Origin of the sequence: Parabacteroides sp. HGS0025, from assembly GCF_000969845.1 — a bacterium.
Lineage (GTDB): Bacteria > Bacteroidota > Bacteroidia > Bacteroidales > Tannerellaceae > Parabacteroides > Parabacteroides gordonii.
Genome location: NZ_KQ033902.1, coordinates 903829 through 922832, shown reverse-complemented (window position 1 = coordinate 922832; position 19004 = coordinate 903829). Strand labels below are relative to the sequence as shown.

Annotated in this window: 16 protein-coding genes; 8 read left to right on the top strand and 8 right to left on the bottom strand. The window is 46.4% G+C overall.

The features are described from left to right. Nucleotides 1-145 precede the first annotated feature (145 nt). The gene (locus HMPREF1212_RS03260; protein ID WP_046148419.1) at nt 146-1459 is read left to right on the top strand and encodes a Gfo/Idh/MocA family protein; all 1314 of its coding nucleotides are present in this window, start codon (nt 146-148) and stop codon (nt 1457-1459) included. 100 nt (nt 1460-1559) lie between these two features. Here HMPREF1212_RS03260 and HMPREF1212_RS03255 read toward each other — a convergent pair whose 3' ends face one another. Beyond that, nucleotides 1560-3080 (bottom strand): DUF4301 family protein, encoded by a 1521-nt coding sequence (locus HMPREF1212_RS03255; RefSeq protein ID WP_028726076.1) that lies wholly within the window; start codon nt 3078-3080, stop codon nt 1560-1562. A gap of 173 nt (nt 3081-3253) precedes the next feature. On the opposite strand from HMPREF1212_RS03255, the gene HMPREF1212_RS03250 reads away from it, so the two are divergent. Further along, nucleotides 3254-5467, top strand: coding sequence for a RelA/SpoT family protein (locus HMPREF1212_RS03250; protein WP_046148418.1), 2214 nt, complete (start codon nt 3254-3256; stop codon nt 5465-5467). 245 nt (nt 5468-5712) lie between these two features. Here the strand turns inward: HMPREF1212_RS03250 and HMPREF1212_RS03245 are convergent, their stop codons facing one another. Further along, nucleotides 5713-6555 carry a mechanosensitive ion channel family protein gene (locus tag HMPREF1212_RS03245; protein WP_046148417.1) on the bottom strand — a complete coding sequence of 281 codons (843 nt, stop codon included), beginning with the start codon at nt 6553-6555 and terminating at the stop codon, nt 5713-5715. A gap of 163 nt (nt 6556-6718) precedes the next feature. On the opposite strand from HMPREF1212_RS03245, the gene HMPREF1212_RS03240 reads away from it, so the two are divergent. From HMPREF1212_RS03240 to HMPREF1212_RS03215, 6 genes are all read left to right on the top strand, one after another. Continuing rightward, nucleotides 6719-7540 (top strand): tetratricopeptide repeat protein, encoded by an 822-nt coding sequence (locus tag HMPREF1212_RS03240; protein ID WP_028726079.1) that lies wholly within the window; start codon nt 6719-6721, stop codon nt 7538-7540. Between the two features lie 372 nt (nt 7541-7912). Then, a complete protein-coding gene (locus HMPREF1212_RS03235; RefSeq protein WP_082099811.1) occupies nt 7913-8812 on the top strand; it encodes a RagB/SusD family nutrient uptake outer membrane protein in 900 nt (299 codons plus the stop codon). A gap of 24 nt (nt 8813-8836) precedes the next feature. Then, nucleotides 8837-10258, top strand: a complete 1422-nt coding sequence (locus HMPREF1212_RS03230; protein ID WP_046148415.1) for an Ig-like domain-containing protein — start codon at nt 8837-8839, stop codon at nt 10256-10258. Nucleotides 10259-10548: 290 nt separating this feature from the next. Beyond that, on the top strand, nt 10549-11364 hold the full coding sequence (locus HMPREF1212_RS03225; RefSeq protein ID WP_046148414.1) for a DUF6261 family protein: 816 nt from the start codon (nt 10549-10551) through the stop codon (nt 11362-11364). 185 nt (nt 11365-11549) lie between these two features. After that, nucleotides 11550-11867 carry a hypothetical protein gene (locus HMPREF1212_RS03220; RefSeq protein WP_046148413.1) on the top strand — a complete coding sequence of 106 codons (318 nt, stop codon included), beginning with the start codon at nt 11550-11552 and terminating at the stop codon, nt 11865-11867. Between the two features lies 1 nt (nt 11868). After that, on the top strand, nt 11869-12147 hold the full coding sequence (locus HMPREF1212_RS03215) for a Txe/YoeB family addiction module toxin (protein ID WP_046148412.1): 279 nt from the start codon (nt 11869-11871) through the stop codon (nt 12145-12147). A gap of 104 nt (nt 12148-12251) precedes the next feature. On the opposite strand, the gene leuB is transcribed toward HMPREF1212_RS03215, so the two are convergent. The 6 genes from leuB to HMPREF1212_RS03185 all read right to left on the bottom strand — a co-directional run bounded on the left by leuB (nt 12252) and on the right by HMPREF1212_RS03185 (nt 18889). Further along, nucleotides 12252-13322: a 3-isopropylmalate dehydrogenase gene (leuB, locus tag HMPREF1212_RS03210; RefSeq protein WP_046148411.1), complete on the bottom strand. Its 1071-nt coding sequence runs from the start codon at nt 13320-13322 to the stop codon at nt 12252-12254. Nucleotides 13323-13336: 14 nt separating this feature from the next. Further along, nucleotides 13337-13783 carry a methylglyoxal synthase gene (locus HMPREF1212_RS03205; RefSeq protein WP_028726081.1) on the bottom strand — a complete coding sequence of 149 codons (447 nt, stop codon included), beginning with the start codon at nt 13781-13783 and terminating at the stop codon, nt 13337-13339. Between the two features lie 18 nt (nt 13784-13801). Beyond that, nucleotides 13802-15313, bottom strand: coding sequence for an alpha-isopropylmalate synthase regulatory domain-containing protein (locus tag HMPREF1212_RS03200; protein ID WP_046148410.1), 1512 nt, complete (start codon nt 15311-15313; stop codon nt 13802-13804). 1 nt (nt 15314) lies between these two features. Next, complete coding sequence (gene leuD / locus HMPREF1212_RS03195) at nt 15315-15905, bottom strand: 3-isopropylmalate dehydratase small subunit (RefSeq protein WP_046148409.1); 591 nt, start codon at nt 15903-15905, stop codon at nt 15315-15317. A 71-nt stretch (nt 15906-15976) separates the two neighbouring features. Continuing rightward, entirely contained in the window at nt 15977-17374 is a 1398-nt protein-coding gene (gene leuC, locus HMPREF1212_RS03190; RefSeq protein ID WP_046148408.1) for a 3-isopropylmalate dehydratase large subunit, read from the bottom strand. 18 nt (nt 17375-17392) lie between these two features. After that, the gene (locus HMPREF1212_RS03185; RefSeq protein WP_028726085.1) at nt 17393-18889 is read right to left on the bottom strand and encodes a 2-isopropylmalate synthase; all 1497 of its coding nucleotides are present in this window, start codon (nt 18887-18889) and stop codon (nt 17393-17395) included. Nucleotides 18890-19004: the final 115 nt, after the last annotated feature.

Genomic DNA, 19004 nt, shown 5'->3' with positions numbered 1-19004 from the left:
GCAGCTGCAAATTTACTTTCCTTTTTCGGATTTATACTCTATATTATATATTTATTACATATTTTATTGGGGGATACCGGGCTTTATTCTTACTTTTGGTGTCTAACTAACAATTGTGTATCTTTACTATTAATTCATATAGACCATGACAACACGCAGAGATTTTATCCGGCAGGCAGCGATCCTGGGAGCCGGTATTTCTATCAATCCTTTCTTTATTAAAGCCGGTAATAACCCGGTGGGTGCCAACGACAAAATACGTGTCGGCCTGATCGGTTGCAAAGGGATGGGCTATTCCGATTTGCAGGCTTTCCTCCGTAATCCGGAAGTAGAATGTATCGCTTTATCCGATATTGATGAAAAAGTGTTAAACGACAGGGCTGCCGAGACGCAAAAGCTGACCGGTAAGAAGGTAAAACACCTCTACAAAGACTGGCGGAAGCTGATCGACAACAAAGATGTAGACGTCGTTATCGTCGGCACACCCGACCATTGGCACTGCCTGCAAATGGTAGCCGCCTGCGAAGCCGGTAAAGACGTTTATTGCGAAAAACCGCTGGGTAACAGCATCGAAGAATGTAACATCATGGTGCGCGCCGCCGAAAAATACAACCGTGTCGTACAGGTAGGCCAATGGCAACGCAGCGACCCGCACTGGCAGGATGCAATGGCTTTCGTGCATAGCGGAAAGCTGGGCAAGATCCGTACCGTACGGGTTTTCTCTTACCAGGGATGGTGCCCGTCGATCCCCGTTGTGGCCGACGAACCCGTTCCGGCAGGTGTAGATTACGATATGTGGCTCGGCCCGGCTCCCCTGCGTCCGTTCAACCGCAACCGCTTCCACTTCACTTTCCGCTGGTTCTGGGATTATGCCGGAGGGCTGATGACAGACTGGGGCGTCCATCTGCTGGATTACGCGCTTTACGGTATGAACGTGACGGCTCCGAACTCCATCATGGCTTCGGGCGGCAAATTCGGTTACCCGGATGATGCCTGCGAAACACCCGATTTGCTTCAAACGATTTACACTTTCGACGATTTCACCGTGATGTGGGATCATGCCATCGGTATAGACGACGGTGCTTACGGACGTAACCATGGGCTCGGCTTCGTGGGTGAGAACGGCACACTGGTTATCGATCGCGGCGGCTGGGAAGTCATTCCCGAAAAGGTAAACGGCAAAGCCCGTATGGAAGCCGTCGCCCTCAACAAAGCCTATGGCGAAGGCGGCCTGAACCTCCATGTGAAGAACCATCTGGAGTGTATCAAATCGCGCAACCGCAACTGTAATGCAAGTATCGAGATCGGCGCCCACATCGCAAAATTCTCCCAACTGGGTAACATCGCCTATCGTACCGGAAAGAAATTATCATGGGACGGTACGAGTTTCCACGATACGGAAGCAGATAAATACTTATGCAAGGAATACCGCACTCCGTGGGAATTACCGAAGATATAAGAAGATATAAAGAGGTACAGATAAAAGGCGGGCTCTCACGAGTCCGCCTTTCCCTGATAAAATTTAACCTCAATCAATACAATCTATAGTATCAAACTGATCATTGATGCTCAGACCGTAATAAGTCATTAACTGTTTTCACCGGGTTGAATGTTTCGATAGGCACTTCTACGAAGATCGTGTTCCAGTCGCTCATCGCACCGTTCCACAGGCCGGGCAATTCCAGCGCTTTCAGATCGCGTCCGTCCTTACTCTTGTAAGAGATAAAGCCGGTATTCTTATCTACATATTCCGGTAAATCATATTTTTCTCCTTTATGGTTCTTCAAAGCACATACCAAGTCAACCGGGTTGAAGTGGGTGCCTTGCTCGAACATGGCTTTCTTAACAGGGTCTTTCAGGTCGATCTGGGAACTTTCCAGGATCTGCAAAGAGACAGTTCCGTCGGGGTTGACTGCCAGGAACGGGCCACCGCCCGGTTCGCCTACATTCTTCACCATACCGCAAACGCGCAACGGACGCAACAGCTTACCTTTAATATAAAGGATCAGTTCGGCATCTTCCAGCAGTTTCATTTCCGGGTTCTTCACACAGAGTTCGTTCTGAAGGAACTGGATCATTTCTTCTACCTGGTCGTGTGTGTATTTGCCTGTTTCAATCAGGTTGAGATAGTTGAAGATGCGATCCTGCAACGTTACCAATACGCCGGCAATCACTTTCTTGAAGATAACAGTCGAGCATTTGAAGCTGTCGGGAACTACATTATCGATGTTCTTAACGAATACGACATCAGCGTCGATATCGTTCAGGTTTTCGATCAGTGCACCGTGGCCACCGGGACGGAACAAGAGTTTACCGTTCTTATCGCGGAAAGGATTGTTCTCCATATCGGCGGCAATCGTGTCGGTGCTCGGTTTCTGCACGCTGAAAGAAATATCGTAAGCAACGGAGAATTTTTCTTCGTATTCGTGTTTCTTTTCATTGACCAGTTTCTCGAACAAGGCTTTATGTTCGGGAGAGACGGTGAAATGGATATTGACTTCACCGGCATTGTTCTTGGCATACATGGCACCTTCAGCCAAGTGTTCTTCCATAGAGGTACGTACCTTGTCGGCTGTCTTATGGAAAAGGAGCAAGCCTTTGGGGAGTTGTCCGTAGTTCAGCCCTTTTTCTTCCAGCAGGTTGGCTACGACAGCTTTGTAATTGCCGGCGGCTACCAGGGCAGGGATATCTTTCCCTTCATTGGCCACGCAAGCGGCATTCAATTTTTCATAAAAGGCGAAACGGGTGATTTCGTTGAAGAACTTCTTTTCAAAATCAGTGGTCGGCACATCGTAGGCAGCAGACAGGAACTCATAGAGGTTCTTGAACATGCGGCTGGCAGCACCCGACGCCGGAACGAACTTAAGGATTCGTTTATTTTTAGCCAGGTAAGCGTCCCAGGCTTCCATATAAGTAGCCTGATCTTCCTGTGATACAACCATTATTCCTTTTTCGACTGAAGCCGAGGCTGAGATACCCAAATAAGGAAAGCCTTTTACGAAACAGGCTAGCTGTTCTTCAATCTGCTGTTCGCTGATTCCTTTGTCCGCCAGCTGTTTTAAATCGTTTGCGTTTAACATAGCATATCTTTTAAAATTAGTATTCTTCTTTTATTCATGGCCTTTTGGCCTATGCTTCTCGCAAATGTATAAAAATACCATTAGAATAGCATTGATATTCGGAGAAAAAAGATACTTTTACAGTATGTTTTACGGCCTGTCCTCAAATGGGCAGTAAAAAAAGAGACGCAACTATGGATATACAACCGTTCTTTACTAACGAGGAGAGAAAAGATTTCTTCTCGAAATACAGACAATTATTACGTAGTCTTTATTCTTTCTTGCAAAAAGAAGATATACGGAAAATGAAAGAGCTGATGCAGCGTGTTGTCGCACTCGACTGTTACGGGAGAGACAAGAACGGCATCAACGGCTTGATACGAAATATAAATACCGCCCTGATCGCAACCACGGAGATCGGTCTGAAACGGACTTCCGTGATTGCGCTCCTGCTCTATCGTCCCGTTCTGAAAAAGATCATTACCTGCGAGGAGGTCGAAAAGACTTTCGATGCCGACGTGACGCTCATCATCCGGCGATTGCTGAAGACGTCCGATCTGTATGCACGCAATACGGCCGTCAATTCCGAGAACTTCCATCACCTGCTTTTCTCGTTTGCCGAAGATGTGCGGGTGATCCTGATTATGATTGCCGACCGTCTTTGCCTGATGCGCCTGGGCAAGCAGTTGAAGGACGACGACCGGCTGCGGCTGGCTACCGAAGCGTCGTACCTGTACGCCCCGTTGGCTCACCGCCTGGGACTTTATAAAATCAAGAGCGAACTGGAAGATTTGTCGCTAAAGTATACCGACCGTAAGCAATATGATTTCATCAAAAAGAAGTTGAATGAAACAAAGCGTTCGCGCGACATCTATATTGCCGAGTTTATTGCGCCTATCAAGAAGAAATTGCAGGAGCTCGGTTTGCAGTTCGACATAAAAGGGCGTACCAAGTCGATCCATTCCATTAATAATAAGCTGAAAAAGCAGAAGATCGAGTTTGAAGGGATATACGACTTGTTTGCGATCCGTGTCGTACTGGATACGCCGCTGGAAAAAGAGCGTTCGGAATGCTGGCAGGTGTATTCGATCATTACCGACATGTACCAGCCCAACCCTAACCGCATGAAAGACTGGATCTCCATCCCGAAAACGAATGGATACGAAAGCCTTCATATCACGGTGATGGGGCCGCAGAATAAATGGGTGGAAGTACAGATACGTACCCGCCGCATGGACGAGATCGCCGAGCGTGGCCTGGCCGCCCATTGGAAATACAAAGGTGTGAAAGAGGAAAGCGGCTTGGATGAGTTCCTCAACACCGTACGTGCCGCCTTGGAAGAGAAGGAGAATAATCCGTTGGATCTGATGCAGGATTTCAAGATGGATCTCTACAAAGACGAGATATATGTCTTCACTCCTACCGGCGAACTGATCAAACTGGCCAAAGGGGCTACCGTGCTCGACTTTGCCTTTGCCATCCACTCGAAGCTGGGAAGCAAATGCGTTTCGGCCAAAGTAAACGAAAAGAATGTACCTATTAAATATGTACTGCATAACGGGGATACGGTTTCAATCGTCACCTCCCCTACGCAGTCGCCGAAGCGTGACTGGCTGAATATCGTCGTTACCTCCAAAGCCCGTGTGAAGATCAAACAGGCTTTGCGCGAAGAGACGGCCAAGGCGGTCGACTTTGCCAAGGAGATGTTGCAACGCCGTTTTAAGAACCGGAAGATCGAGATGGACGAGCCTTACCTGATGCGCTACATCAAGAAGAAAGGTTTCAAGACCGTCACCGATTTCTACATCGAAATAGCAGAGGAGCGCCTGGATGCCAATAACGTGATCGACGAATACCAGGAGTATGTTCGGAAGGAGACCGAAGCAAACGACCGTTCGGAAGTCCGCAGTGCGGAAGAGTACATCAAGACTACCGAAGTGGAAGAGATATCCACCAACAAGGATGTGCTTGTGATCGACAAAAACCTGACGGGCATAGAATACAAGTTGGCCAAATGCTGTAACCCGATCTATGGGGACGACGTTTTCGGGTTTGTTTCCACGCAAGGTATCAAGATACACCGTCTGGATTGCCCGAATGCGCAGGAGATGTTCAGCCGTTTCGGTTACCGTATCATCCGTGCCAAATGGAGCGGAAAGGGGGACAATGGCTATATCGTTACGCTGCGTGTGGTGGGACGGGATGATATTACGATCGTTACCAACATCACTTCCGTGATAGGAAAAGAAAGCAGCGTCACGCTCCGTTCGCTGAATATCGACTCGGTAGACGGTATCTTCCAAGGGAACTTTGCCGTGCTGGTAAGGGATACCAACTCGCTGAATATGCTGGTCAAAAAAATAAAGGCCGTCAAAGGGGTCAAGACGGTAGACCGCCTGAACTCATAAACACCATAAGAAAAAAGGCTCGTCCATAATGGCGAGCCTTTTTCATCTTTTCATAATCAATAAATTAATACTAAAGTAATAAAATAAAGTTCTTAATATTTTTACCTTAAAAACGTTCTATAGTTATTTATTTTCACAATTTGCTAGACAAAGATAAATCTTTTTGTTCAACTATTTAACGTATTATTAGCCGCCAAACAAACCCCGATGGTTATTGAACAAAAAGATTTATTTCGAGGACAAAATCAGTTTTTTACCTGATGCACCGTCAGTTGTGGGAACGGGAAACCGATGCCTTCCGCATTGAATGTCTCATAAATAGCCTTATTGGTATCGAAATACACGCCCCAGTAATCGGAACTCTTTACCCAGGCACGAACAACGACATTCACGCTGCTATCGGCCAATGCGCTCAAAGCGATGAAAGGTGCGGGGTTATCCAATACACGTGATTCTTTTGCCAGCACGTTTTCAATTACGCTTTTAACATGGTTGAAATCGCTGCCGTATTCTACGCCGAACGTCCATTCCACACGGCGGGTAGGTTCATTGCCGATATTGGTAACGACGCCGCTACTCAACGAGCCGTTCGGGATAAAGATATTCTTATTGTCCGCAGTCAGCAGGATCGTATGGAAGATCTGTATTTCCCTTACGGTTCCTCCTACGCCTTGCGACTCGATATAATCGCCTACTTTATAAGGCTTGAAAAGTAATATGATCAGCCCGCCTGCAAAGTTCGACAGGTTTCCGCTGAGTGCCATACCGATGGCAACACCGGCAGAAGCCAGCAGCGCAGCGAACGAAGTGGTTTGTACCCCCAGCGCACCGACCACCGAAATGATCAACAGCACCATCAAGGTCACATTGACAAGGCTTCCTACGAATGTCTTTACCGACGGATCGAAATCGCGCTTGGTTAAGATACGGCGGACAAGTTTGTTTATCATCCGGATAATAAACCGTCCTACTACAAATACAATTACCGCTTTAATGATTGTCCACCCCAAATGACTGCCCTGCTCTATCAGGGAATTGATAAACCCTTCCAATCTCGGATTGGACGCCAACACATCTAATAATATCATAAATCTATCATTTTTAATTAAACACTTTTACTCTTATAACAAGCTAAGCCCCGAAAAGTCTTATAAAATGTGGCAAAGGTATAAAGTTTTTTTAATCCGGCCACCGAACAATATATTTGAGTAGCTTTGCCGGACATTCCAAATAACAGATAAATACAACAGTATGAGACTACTTCCGATATTCATTCTCTTCCTCCTGATGGCAACCGGCAGTTATGCCCAGTCATACGAAGAGTTTATAGAAAAGAGTTACGATTTTCTGGACAAAAAAGACCTGGTATCTGCAGAAGAGAGCCTGCGTTCGGCCATGCGCAAAGAGCCGGGCAACCCGATGAACTATGCCTTGCTCACCAATCTGGGAAGTATCCAGCGCCGGCAGGGAAAGTTGGAAGAAGCCTTACTCTCATACACGGCCGCTCTAAGCGGACGCCCCAACAACCCGACAATTCTCGAAAACCGTGCTTCGCTATATTCTGAAATGGGCGAAACGGAAAAGGCTTTGAACGACTACAACGCCCTTCTGATCGAAGAACCGACAAATGAAGAGGCGCTCTATTGCCGAGGATTGATCTACATACAAAAGAAGAATTATATCTGGGCCGAACAGGATTTCGACAAGATCATGGAGATCAACGAGAAATCGGTACGTGCCCGCCTGGGACACGCCATTCTCGAAAAGATGCGTGGCAACTACGACGAGAGCGAAAAGATATTCAATTACCTGATCAGCCAGATGCCTCGCGACTGGCTCTTGTATGAAGGCCGTGCAGACGTTTATTTCATGATGGGAAAGAATGCCCGTGCCATGGCGGATATCAACAAGGTTTTCACTGAAAGTACTCCGAGTGCTTCGTTATATGTATTAAGAGGTAAAGTAAAACTGGCTCAATACGAAAAGACTTCCGCCGCCGCCGACTTCCAGAAAGCCCTCGAAATGGGATACGACCAGACGGTTATCGATGAACTGATGAAGATGACGAAATAACAAACCTATTGTTTTGGAACAGAAAATAAAATGATTTTTGTACTTTTGCGTTAATTTCATACACCTAAAAAAACAGGAACGTATGAAAGGACATATTTAAAGAGCGTTTTTAAGATATTATTCTTGTCATAGAAAATCCCCAATTTTCAAACCGTACAAGTTTAATAACAGCAGAAGACGCTCACGCCTTTGATATTATCAAACACTCTCCTGTAGAGTGTTGTTATATCATATTGGCGTGGGGCTGTTGTTTATTATTTGTACGGTGGGTATGGGGATACCTCTATGACAGATAAGACATAAAACAGTTTCCACGCCTCTTTTTTTGTTAATCTTTCCGGAGGAAACAGGAAGGGTAAAATTTAATTTATTATGAGAAGTTTTCTCTGCTTATTCGCCTGCGGACTCTTATTTACCGGCTGCGGGAAAGAACCTTTAAACCAAATGTTGAATCCGGATAGTATTACTGAAGTTGACTATCAACAGAGTATTAATGAGATCTATTCGAAACATGCGGAATTTGTCACTTTCGTGAATGAACTGGATGCTGCTTATTTGGAAGTAAATGATAAGACGGAATATTCGTCGGTTAAAGAAAAAAAGTATACCGGAGGAGATCCGTTAATCGAGCAGCTATGGAATGATGCATATGCGATAAGTTCAAGTCGTGTAAATCCCACATTAGACATAATGTATACAACTACGAATCCGACAAATAATATTAACGAAAGAAGTATCGGACAATTATTAGCAATAAGAGGGCATATCTATTTACAATTAGCACTCTGGTATGGAAAAGCACCATTGGTTTTAAAAATATGGGATGGCGGAAGTCCTATTTTCCCTGAAAGCAACAGAAATAAAATCCTAGATGAAGTCATAGCTGATTTAGAGGCAGCCTTGCTATATTACACGGATTCGGAATACACTTATATGAAGCGGGAACAAATCCGGCAATATCTTATCCAAGCTTATTCTTTGAAGGGGGAATTGTCGAGAGTTGTTCTATTGCTGAAAGATGAAAACGTTTCCGGTAATGCTTTTTATGCAGCACTGAACAATTGGCTGACCGGAGAAAAGAAAGGGAAAGTAATGGAGACTTACAAATCCACCTATTCCACAAGCCACAACTATGCCGGGAAATTATTATTGAATACCATGGAATATGACCAGACTTATTTCGGCTGGCCGGACAACCATTTAAGTATTTTTCCAATCCCTTCACATGAAGTATCCACAAACCAAGGAGTGACGCAGAATCCTGGCTATTAAATCACTTATAAAAATTAAAACGATATGAAACAATCTATTTACATTCTAATTGCCTTTGCAACAATTCTTTTTTATTCCTGTCAGAAAGATGATCCCATCGTAACAGCCATTAGCCTGGATAAATCGGAGATTGAAATTTATGTGGGAGAAACTTACCAGTTTGAAGTATCGCATATATCTTCGGAAGCTCCGACTCCAAAGTACAAATGGGAAGTAGCAGACTTTATCGATTACCGTCCGGCCGGTGTAGCCAAAGTGACGGACAACGGATTACTGACAGCTTTAAAGGAAGGGGAAACTGAAGTCAAAGTGTCGACCACCGAAATAGGCGATGCCAACGGACAGCCTTTCGTTGCAACCTGTCGGGTAAAGGTAAAACCGGTTGCCGCCGCCGGTATAAAATTGAATAAAACCGCGCTGACTTTGAAATCCGGCGAAACGGAACAACTATCCTATACAATATCTCCGGAAAACACCACTTATAAAGATGTCGAATGGAAATCGTCGGACGAAAAAGTAGCAACAGTCTCACCGTTAGGAGTGGTAAAAGCTATAGGAGTCGGAGAAGCTGTCGTTACAGTAAATGCCAAGAAAGACCAAGCGATAAAAGCCGTTTGTAATGTAAAGATAGAGGCAATGCCATTAAATGGAATTACACTGAATAAAGATAATATATCAGCAGTAGCCGGTGATTCTATTCAGTTAAGTATTACGTTCGATCCTGTATCGGCAACAAATAAAAATGTCAAATGGAGCTCTTCCGATACAAAAGTGGCGACAGTCGATGAAGCCGGTATGGTTCGTATCCTGTATCCCGGCAGTTGTGAAATAACAGCCATTTCGGAAGAAGGAAATTACACGGCGGTATGCAAGGTAAATGTAAAAGAAGTATCTATTGAGGATATTTATTTTTCTAATTCTTCATTAGAAGTGATAAAAGGGGATAAAATACAATTAGAGTTGTTCTTTATTCCTCAGAATGCGACTAATAAAGGGATTATCTGGAGTAGTTCTGACACGAATGTTGCATCGGTTGATCAAGAAGGGAATATCACTGCTATAAATGAGGGTACAACCTATATTAATGCCCAGACAAAGGATAATAAAATGATTGCGACTTGCAGGATTGTTGTTATTAATAAGGTGCAGGCAAATCTGAAGGTTGAGATTCGGCATAGTAGTTATGCTAATATTGGAGGATATGTAACTGCCAACTTTACTTGTATTCTTTTTAATGAGAATGAAAGACCGATTACTTTTACACGTCTTTTTGTGTGTGATGGCTCTACTGACCAGGTTCGAGTAAATTATGCCCCCGGTTGGGAAATTGAAGCTCATTCAAACATTGGATTACAAGGACATTATAATGGAATTTATCAACCATATTATGTAGTATTTTTTGAATATGAAGGAAAAGAATATTATAAAGAAGTAGGAAAGGAATAAATGACAGCACCAAAAAACTTCTATAAGCACTGTCCTGTTAGGGGACACGCTCTAAAAACTTCCGTACCCTCTGTCCCCAGCAGGGACAGTGTCAAAAAAACTCTGTAAGCACTTTCCCCGCCGGGGACAGTTTCATTAATTTTCTGTAAGCCCTGTCCTCGTCGGGGACGGGGCTTACAATTTTTTAGAGCTCCTATCCCCGCTTTTTCCAAGAGAACGGGAAATATATCAGAGAAAAAACCTACATTTGTCCATACTGTATTTAATATTAAACTTTTCAAACTAATATCATGAAGAAAATAAACACACTTAATGTGAAACAACTCCGCACCGAAGAAGACTTCGGTTTCCTCCAACAAGTCAGTGCTGAAACTGCATATCTTCCCGTTGAAGAAGGGGAAGACGACAGACCCGTTATCGAAAGTGTCAACGACGATGCGCCGGCCGTGGCTAGTTCCGTAGGAGCTACCCCGGCATTGACGGCAGCAAAAGACAATTTCAAGGCTGCATTAGATACGTTTGACGATGCTCTGAAAGACTCCGCCGGCCTTTCTTCGGCTGCCGCCGCTACCGAGGCCGACAATCTGCGGGATGCTGCCTGGCGCGGAGCGAATGCCTATGTCAAGGCGATGATAGCGCATCCAACAGAGGCAGCAAGTTCGGCCGCTGTCGAGGTGAAAAGCCTGTTCGACAAATACGGCGACCCGACTTCGCTTTCACAAACCGAAGAAAGCGGTATATTGCATAACCTGATTCAAGACTTGAAGGCTTTAGACAGTAACAAACTGACTGCCGCCGCTTTCTCTCCCTGGTTAACGAATATGGAGACCCGTGAGGAAAACTACCTGACTTCTGCGCAAGTGCGTACCGAAGAAGAAGCTTCACGTATAACCGGTATCGTAAAACAATCGCGCCTGGCAGCCGAGGGAGCTTACCGCTCGCTTGTAGAAATGGTTAATGCTCTTTGCCTGGTAAACGGAGAAGCGCCTTACGCAACATTCATCGACCATGTAAACGTACTTATCGACCGACAAAAGACAGTGCTCAAGTCGCGCTCGACAAAAAGTGCAAAGAAGAAAGAAGACGATCGCCCGGTGATTGAATGATCATCGCCCGGAAAAGTCAAAAAGCCGGAATTAAAGAATGCGTAACCTGCATTCCTTAATTCCGGCTTTTTATATCAGCTCCAATTGGTTACAACCTATATCTTCACGATATATTTAGCCATCCAATATATATACATTGTATATATGATGTATATTTTATACCTTTGTGGAAAATACGAAAGATTATGGCAACAATAGCAATCGAAAAGAAAAGGAAAAATATAGATTTGTCTGTGGACACTTTGAAAAAGCTGTCCATTATGGCTGCTTCACAAGGCAAGAGTTTAAAAGCTTTCATAGAAAACATTTTGGAAACCAAAGCAAATTCTTTGAGCGTAGAAGTTTCAAGCAATCCAAGTCCAAGCGGCGATCCATGGTTTGATGATCCGGAGAATATGGCCGAAGTGGAAAAACGGGTAAAAGCGTACAAAGAGGGAAAAGTTAAAACTACCGTAGTTTTACAATCTACAGAAGATATTACAAACTTCATAAACAGTCTATGAAATGGCATATATTATCGCATTTGCACCAAAAGCCATACAAGACATAGCTGAACTTAAAAAATCAGGGAATAAGGCTGTAACAACCAAAATTGAAAGATTGCTCCTAGAACTAAGAGAACACCCCACCACAGGAACGGGCCAGGTTGAAGCTCTAAAAGGTAATCTGTCCGGTTTTTGGAGCAGAAGGATTGACAAATTTAATCGTTTGATCTATACCATAGAAGAAGAAAAAATAACCGTTACAGTTGTTTCAGCAAAAAATCATTATGGAGATAAATAAAGATGAGGGTGTGTCAAAACTCACTATCCTGTCATCCCGGGCTTGACCCGGGATCGCATCCTAAACATTCTTTTGACACACTCTCACTAGATGTTGTAATCAAATTATTTCTTTGCAATATATTCAGCAATCCAATCCCCTACTTCGCTGGTCTTGTAAGCCTTGCCGTTTTCTGCGATATCTTCCGTTACCACGTTTGCATCCATAGAGGCGGCAACTGCTTCGCGGATCAGAGCGCCTTCTTCCATCAGATTGAAAGCATATTCGAACATCAGGGCGGCACTCAGGATCGTTGCCAGCGGGTTGGCAATGTTCTTACCGGCAGCCTGCGGGTAAGATCCGTGGATCGGCTCGAATACCGAAGTATGCACACCGATAGAAGCGGAAGGCAACATACCGAGTGAACCGGTTATTACAGACGCTTCGTCCGTCAGGATATCGCCGAACATATTCTCCGTTACCATCACATCAAAGCTTTTCGGCCATTGAACCAGACGCATAGCGGCATTATCCACAAACATGTACTCGGTTTCCACCTCCGGATATTCCTTTTCGATCTCCTGAGCCACCTGGCGCCACAGACGGGAAGTAGCCAGTACGTTCGCCTTGTCGACAACCGTTACTTTCTTACGACGTTTCTGTGCATACTGGTAAGCCAGGCGAACGATACGTTCGATCTCTTCGCGAGTATAAACACAAGTATCGTAAGCCGTGTTACCATCTTCGCTTCTACCCTGCGGACGACCGAAATACATACCGCCTGTCAGCTCACGGATACACATGAAGTCCGCTCCTTCAATCAGTTCGGCACGGAGCGGCGACTTATGCAGCAACGACGGGAAAGTTGTTACCGGGCGGATATTCGCAAAAAGTCCCAGTTTCTTACGCATTCCCAGCAATCCCTGTTCGGGACGTACCTTGGCTGACGGGTTATTATCGTATTTCGGAGAGCCGATCGCACCGAAATAAACAGCATCGCTCTGCATACAGAGTTCGTGTGTTTCGTCCGGATACGGGTTACCTGTTTCATCGATAGCTACGGCTCCTACCAGAGCGTGTTTATAACTTAGTTCGTGACCATATTTTTCACATACGGCTTTAACGGCTTTCATGCCTTGTTCTACAATCTCGGGACCGATACCGTCGCCGGGAAGGACTGCGATGTTCAATTTCATTTCAGTTTGTTATTTTAGTCTCTTTTAAATAGCACATATTTGGGCTCGGTGGGGACATAATTGTCGTCGTCCCACAGGGTGCTCGTAATCATCAGGTCGGCACTGTAACGGTTACAAGCAATAGGCACGTTATGAACACGGCACTGGCGAAGCAACATCTGGATGTCGGCTTCGTGCGGCTGCGGATTCAGGTCGTCGATCAGGAAGATCGCCAGATCCACCTCCTTGCGTACTACCATTGCTGCAATTTCGGCATCCCCGCCCAACGGCCCGGAATGCATACAAGTTACTTCAGCGCCAACGCCTTTCTCGTCAAAGGCATTGCGTATAAGTCCTCCGGTTGTACCGGTACATACCAAGTGATGATGGGAAAGGAACTCTGCATTGTGCACTGCCCATTCTACCATGTCTGCCTTACGATTGTCGTGCGCTACCAGCGCAATGGTCAATTTCTTGTTCATAACTAATACCTCCTATAATTATTGTTCAATCTTATTCAGCATCTTCAGCGTTGCCTTGATGGCGGCTTCTGTCTGGTCGGCATCAAGACCGCGGGTTTTGAAATCCACTCCGGCATAATTCCAGCTGATGATCGTCTGCACAAAGGCATCGGTACGACCGCCCGGGGGAATGGAAACGGAATAGTTGGTCAGCATCGGGAAGGGACGTCCCAGGTCGGAATAGATCTTCCGAAGGGCACGGACAAACGCGTCGTACTGTCCGTCGCCGCAAGCCGATTCCTGGTAAGCTTCACCGTCGATCTCTATCTTGATGGTTGCTACCGGCCTCAGTCCCTGCGCCAAAGATAAGGAATAATTTAATATACGGATGCGTTGATCAGTCATTGTATCATGGTGAAGAACATCACTGATGATATACGGCAGGTCTTCGGTCGTCACCATTTCTTTCTTGTCGCCCAGCTCGATGATGCGCTCGGTAATCTTACGCATGGATTCATCATCCACATCGATACCCAGCGACTCCAGGTTCATGCGGATATTCGCTTTACCGGACGTCTTGCCGAGCGCATACTCGCGGACGCGACCGAAACGTTCGGGGATCAGGTCGTTGCAATACAGATTGTTCTTGCTGTCGCCATCGGCATGCACCCCGGCACATTGCGTAAAGACATGTTCGCCGATGATCGGACGGTTCGGGGCGATATGGATGCCTGAATAGGTTTCGACCAGCCGGCTGGCTGCATTGATCTTTTCCTCCCGCACACTGGTCTGACCATTCAGATGGTCTTTGATTACTGCGATCACACTGCTGAGCGGGGCATTCCCTGCCCGTTCGCCCAACCCGTTGATCGTGGTATGCACACCATGTACCCCGGCCCTGACAGCCGAGTAGACATTGGCAACCGCCAGGTCATAATCGTTATGGGCATGGAAATCGAAATGCAGGCCGGGATAACGGTCGAGCATCTGCTTACAGAACTCGTACGTATTGCCCGGATTCAGGATGCCTAGCGTATCAGGCAGCATGAAACGGCGGATCGGCAGGTCTTTCAACGCATCGATCAGTTGGAATACATAATCGGGAGAGTTTTTGATCCCGTTCGACCAGTCTTCCAGGTAAACATTAACCTCAATACCTTTTTCGGTAGCCAGCGATACAACAGAACGGATATCTGCAATATGCTGTTCAGGCAATTTGCGGAGTTGTTCAGTCACGTGTTTATACGAACCTTTGCAGAGAAGGTTTACCACGCGACAACCGGCCGATTCGATCCAGTTGAGCGAGGCGTCGCCATCCACAAAGCCCAATACTTCGAGCTTATGCAGATTTCCGGTACGTTCGGCCCAGGCCGCCACGCGCTTCACGGCTTCGAACTCTCCGTCCGATACGCGGGCAGAGGCAATCTCCACGCGGTTTACTCCCAGATCGTTCAACAACACTTGCGCGATATTGAGCTTTTCGTGAGCCGCAAAAGAGACACCAGATGTTTGTTCCCCGTCCCGAAGGGTTGTATCCATTATTTCTACCATCTTACTTTCTGTTTGCTTCGTACGATTCTATTTTCGACTTATTAGCCAGCAGGTAATCGATATCGTCCAGACCGTTTACCAGACAGTCTTTCTTATATGCGTTGATGTCAAAGGATTCGCTTTTGCCTGTTGCATTGTTGGTGATCGTTTGCGCAGGCAGGTCGATTGTCAGCGTCGCTTTCGGATCAGCCTCTATGGATGCGAATATCTCTGCCAGAAACTCAGGAGAAACAACAACCGGAACAAGGCCGTTGTTCATCGAATTGTTCTTGAAGATATCGGCAAAGAAGCTGCTGACCACCACACGGAAGCCATATCCGGCGATCGCCCAGGCAGCATGCTCGCGGCTGGAACCGCTACCGAAGTTCTTTCCGGCTACCAGGATCTGACCTTTATAGGTATCCTGATTCAGCACAAAGTTGGGATTAGGGTTACCGGCCTTGTCATAACGCCAGTCGCGGAAAAGATTATCGCCGAAGCCTTCGCGTGTGGTGGCTTTCAGGAAGCGGGCCGGGATGATCTGGTCTGTGTCTACATTTTCCAGCGGAAGAGGGACACAGGTGGATGTTACTATATTGAATTTCTCTTTCATTTGATTTATCTTATTTGTTTACTATTTCTATTTGCTACATCAGGCAAAACACCTTTGCCCGGTAAGGCAAATTACATCAACTCACGGGGATCGGTAATCTTACCTGTTACTGCTGCTGCCGCTGCTACCAGCGGGCCTGCCAGAATAGTACGTGCGCCCGGTCCCTGGCGACCTTCGAAGTTGCGGTTTGAGGTAGACACGGCATATTTACCGGCCGGAACCTTATCTTCGTTCATGGCCAGGCAAGCCGAGCAACCCGGCTGACGCAATTCAAAACCAGCTTCCGTCAATACCTGATCGATACCCTCGGCACGGATCTGGCGTTCAACTTGCCAGCTTCCCGGAACCAGCCATACGACCACATCGTCGGCCTTCTTCTTTCCTTTCACCAATGAAGCGAAAGCACGGAAGTCTTCGATACGTCCGTTCGTACAACTTCCCAGGAAAACATAGTCGATCTTCTTACCCATGATCGGTTCGCCGGCTGTGAAGCCCATGTAGTCAAGAGATTTTTTATATGAGATACGTCCTGCTTCGTCTACGCTCTCCATAGCGGGGATGCTTTCGCGGATACCCATTCCCATTCCCGGATTAGTTCCGTAGGTAACCATCGGGTCGATATCTTCGGCATGGAAGACGATCTCTTTGTCGAACTTAGCATCGGGATCGCTGTACAACTCGCGCCATTCAGCCAGCTTCTTTTCCCAGGCTTCGGCACGGGGAGAGAACTCACGGTCTTTCAGGTAATCGAAAGTAACCTGGTCGGGGGCGATCATACCGCCACGGGCACCCATTTCGATAGAAAGGTTACAGATGGTAAGGCGTTCTTCCATCGTGGTGTTGCGGATAGCTTCACCGGCATATTCCACGAAGTAACCGGTAGCACCGCCCGTTGTCATCTTACTGATGATATAAAGGGCGAAGTCTTTAGCCGTTACGCCCGACTTACGTTTACCGTCGATGGTGATGCGCATCGTTTTCGGTTTGCGCTGCATAATACATTGAGTAGCCAGTGTCATTTCTACCTCGCTGGTACCGATACCGAAGGCGATTGCGCCCATTGCACCGTGGGTAGAAGTATGAGAGTCACCGCAAACGATCGTCATACCCGGCTGAGTCAGACCGGTTTCCGGCCCTACCACATGGATGATACCGTTCTTCGGATGTTGCAGACCGTAATAAGTCAGGTTGAAATCCTTGGCATTCTGCTCCAACGTATCTACCTGGTTTTTTGATACCGGATCTTCGATCGGTTTTTCCTGGTTCAATGTCGGAATGTTATGATCCGGCATACAAGTGATCTGTTCCGGACGGAAGGGTTTCAGGCCACGGGCACGCAATCCGGCAAAAGCTTGCGGACTGGTCACCTCATGGCAGAACAGACGGTCGATGTAAAACTGGATCGTTCCGTCGGGCAGTGTATCCACCACATGTTTCTCCCAAATCTTTTCAAATAATGTCTTACTCATTGCTAATTATGTATTATGTTATTTTACGAACTTATTGATTGCATCGATGAAGGCTTCAACGGAAGCAGCGATGATATCGGTGTTGGCGGCAAAACCGTAGTAGTTGTTTCCGTCATATTCCACCTGCATATGTACCTTACCCATATCGTCGCTACCTTTATTAATAGCCTGGATGAGGAACTCCTGGATGGTCATCGTACGGTGAATAATGGATTTAACAGCTTTAATGGCAGCATCGACAGGGCCGTTACCGGCAGCGGCAGCCTGGAACTTCTCTCCGGCAATATCCAGACAAACACTAGCAACCGACTGTAAGCCAACGCCCGATGTAACCTGCAAGTAATCCAGTTTGATACGGTGCATAGCCGTGCGGTCTTTTCCGGCCAGCATCAACACGTCGTCGTCGTTGATATCTTTCTTACGGTCGGCCAGCTTCAGGAATTCCTGATATACCTTATCCAGTTTTTCCTGGCTCAGTTCCACGCCTAAAACGCTCAAACGATGTTTCAGGGCGGCACGTCCGCTACGGGCAGTCAATACGATGGCACTATCGTCGATACCAACGTCTTTCGGGTCGATAATCTCGTAGCTCTCACGGTTTTTCAATACACCGTCCTGGTGGATACCTGAAGAATGGGCGAAAGCGTTACGTCCGACGATCGCTTTGTTCGGCTGAACCGGCATGTTCATCAAGCTGGAAACAGTGCGGCTGATACCATAGATCTTGGTTGTATTGATATTGGTTTCAATTTCCCGTTCCTTATGGCTACGGAAAATCATCGCCACTTCTTCCAGAGAAGTATTACCGGCACGTTCGCCGATACCATTGATCGTAACTTCCACCTGGCGGGCACCGTTCAGCACACCCTGTACGGTATTGGCCGTTGCCATACCCAGGTCGTTATGACAGTGGGTAGAGATGATTGCATTATGAATACCATCCACATGCTCCATCAGGTATTTGATCTTCGCGCCATATTCGTCAGGCAGACAGTATCCGGTCGTATCCGGGATATTCACCACTGTTGCACCGGCTTTGATCACCGCCTCAACGACACGGGCCAGATAAGCATTGTCCGTACGTCCGGCATCTTCGCAATAAAATTCAATATCTTCCACATATCGTTTGGCATATTTGGTTGCAGCGATAGCACGTTCCAGGATTTCATCCTGATTGGAGTTGAATTTATGACGGATATGGTAATCGGAAGTACCTATACCTGTATGGATACGTCCTCGTTTCGCGAACTTCAACGCTTCGGCTGCCACATCGATATCTTTCTCGACAGCGCGGGTCAAGGCACAGATAGTAGGCCATGTAACGGCTTTCGATATTTCAACCACACTGTTGAAGTCACCCGGGCTGGATACCGGAAACCCTGCTTCAATCACATCCACTCCCAGTTCTTCGAGTGCTCTGGCAACCTGGATCTTTTCAATACTGTTCAACTGGCACCCCGGCACTTGTTCACCATCTCTCAATGTGGTGTCGAAAATAAATAATCTGTCTGACATAATCTTATACTCTTAAATTTGTTTATATTCTTGTTTGTATCCATAAAAAAAGCCCTTCTCACAAGGAAGTGAGAAAGGCTCTTTTATATCTTCATGCATCAGAAAAGCACGTACA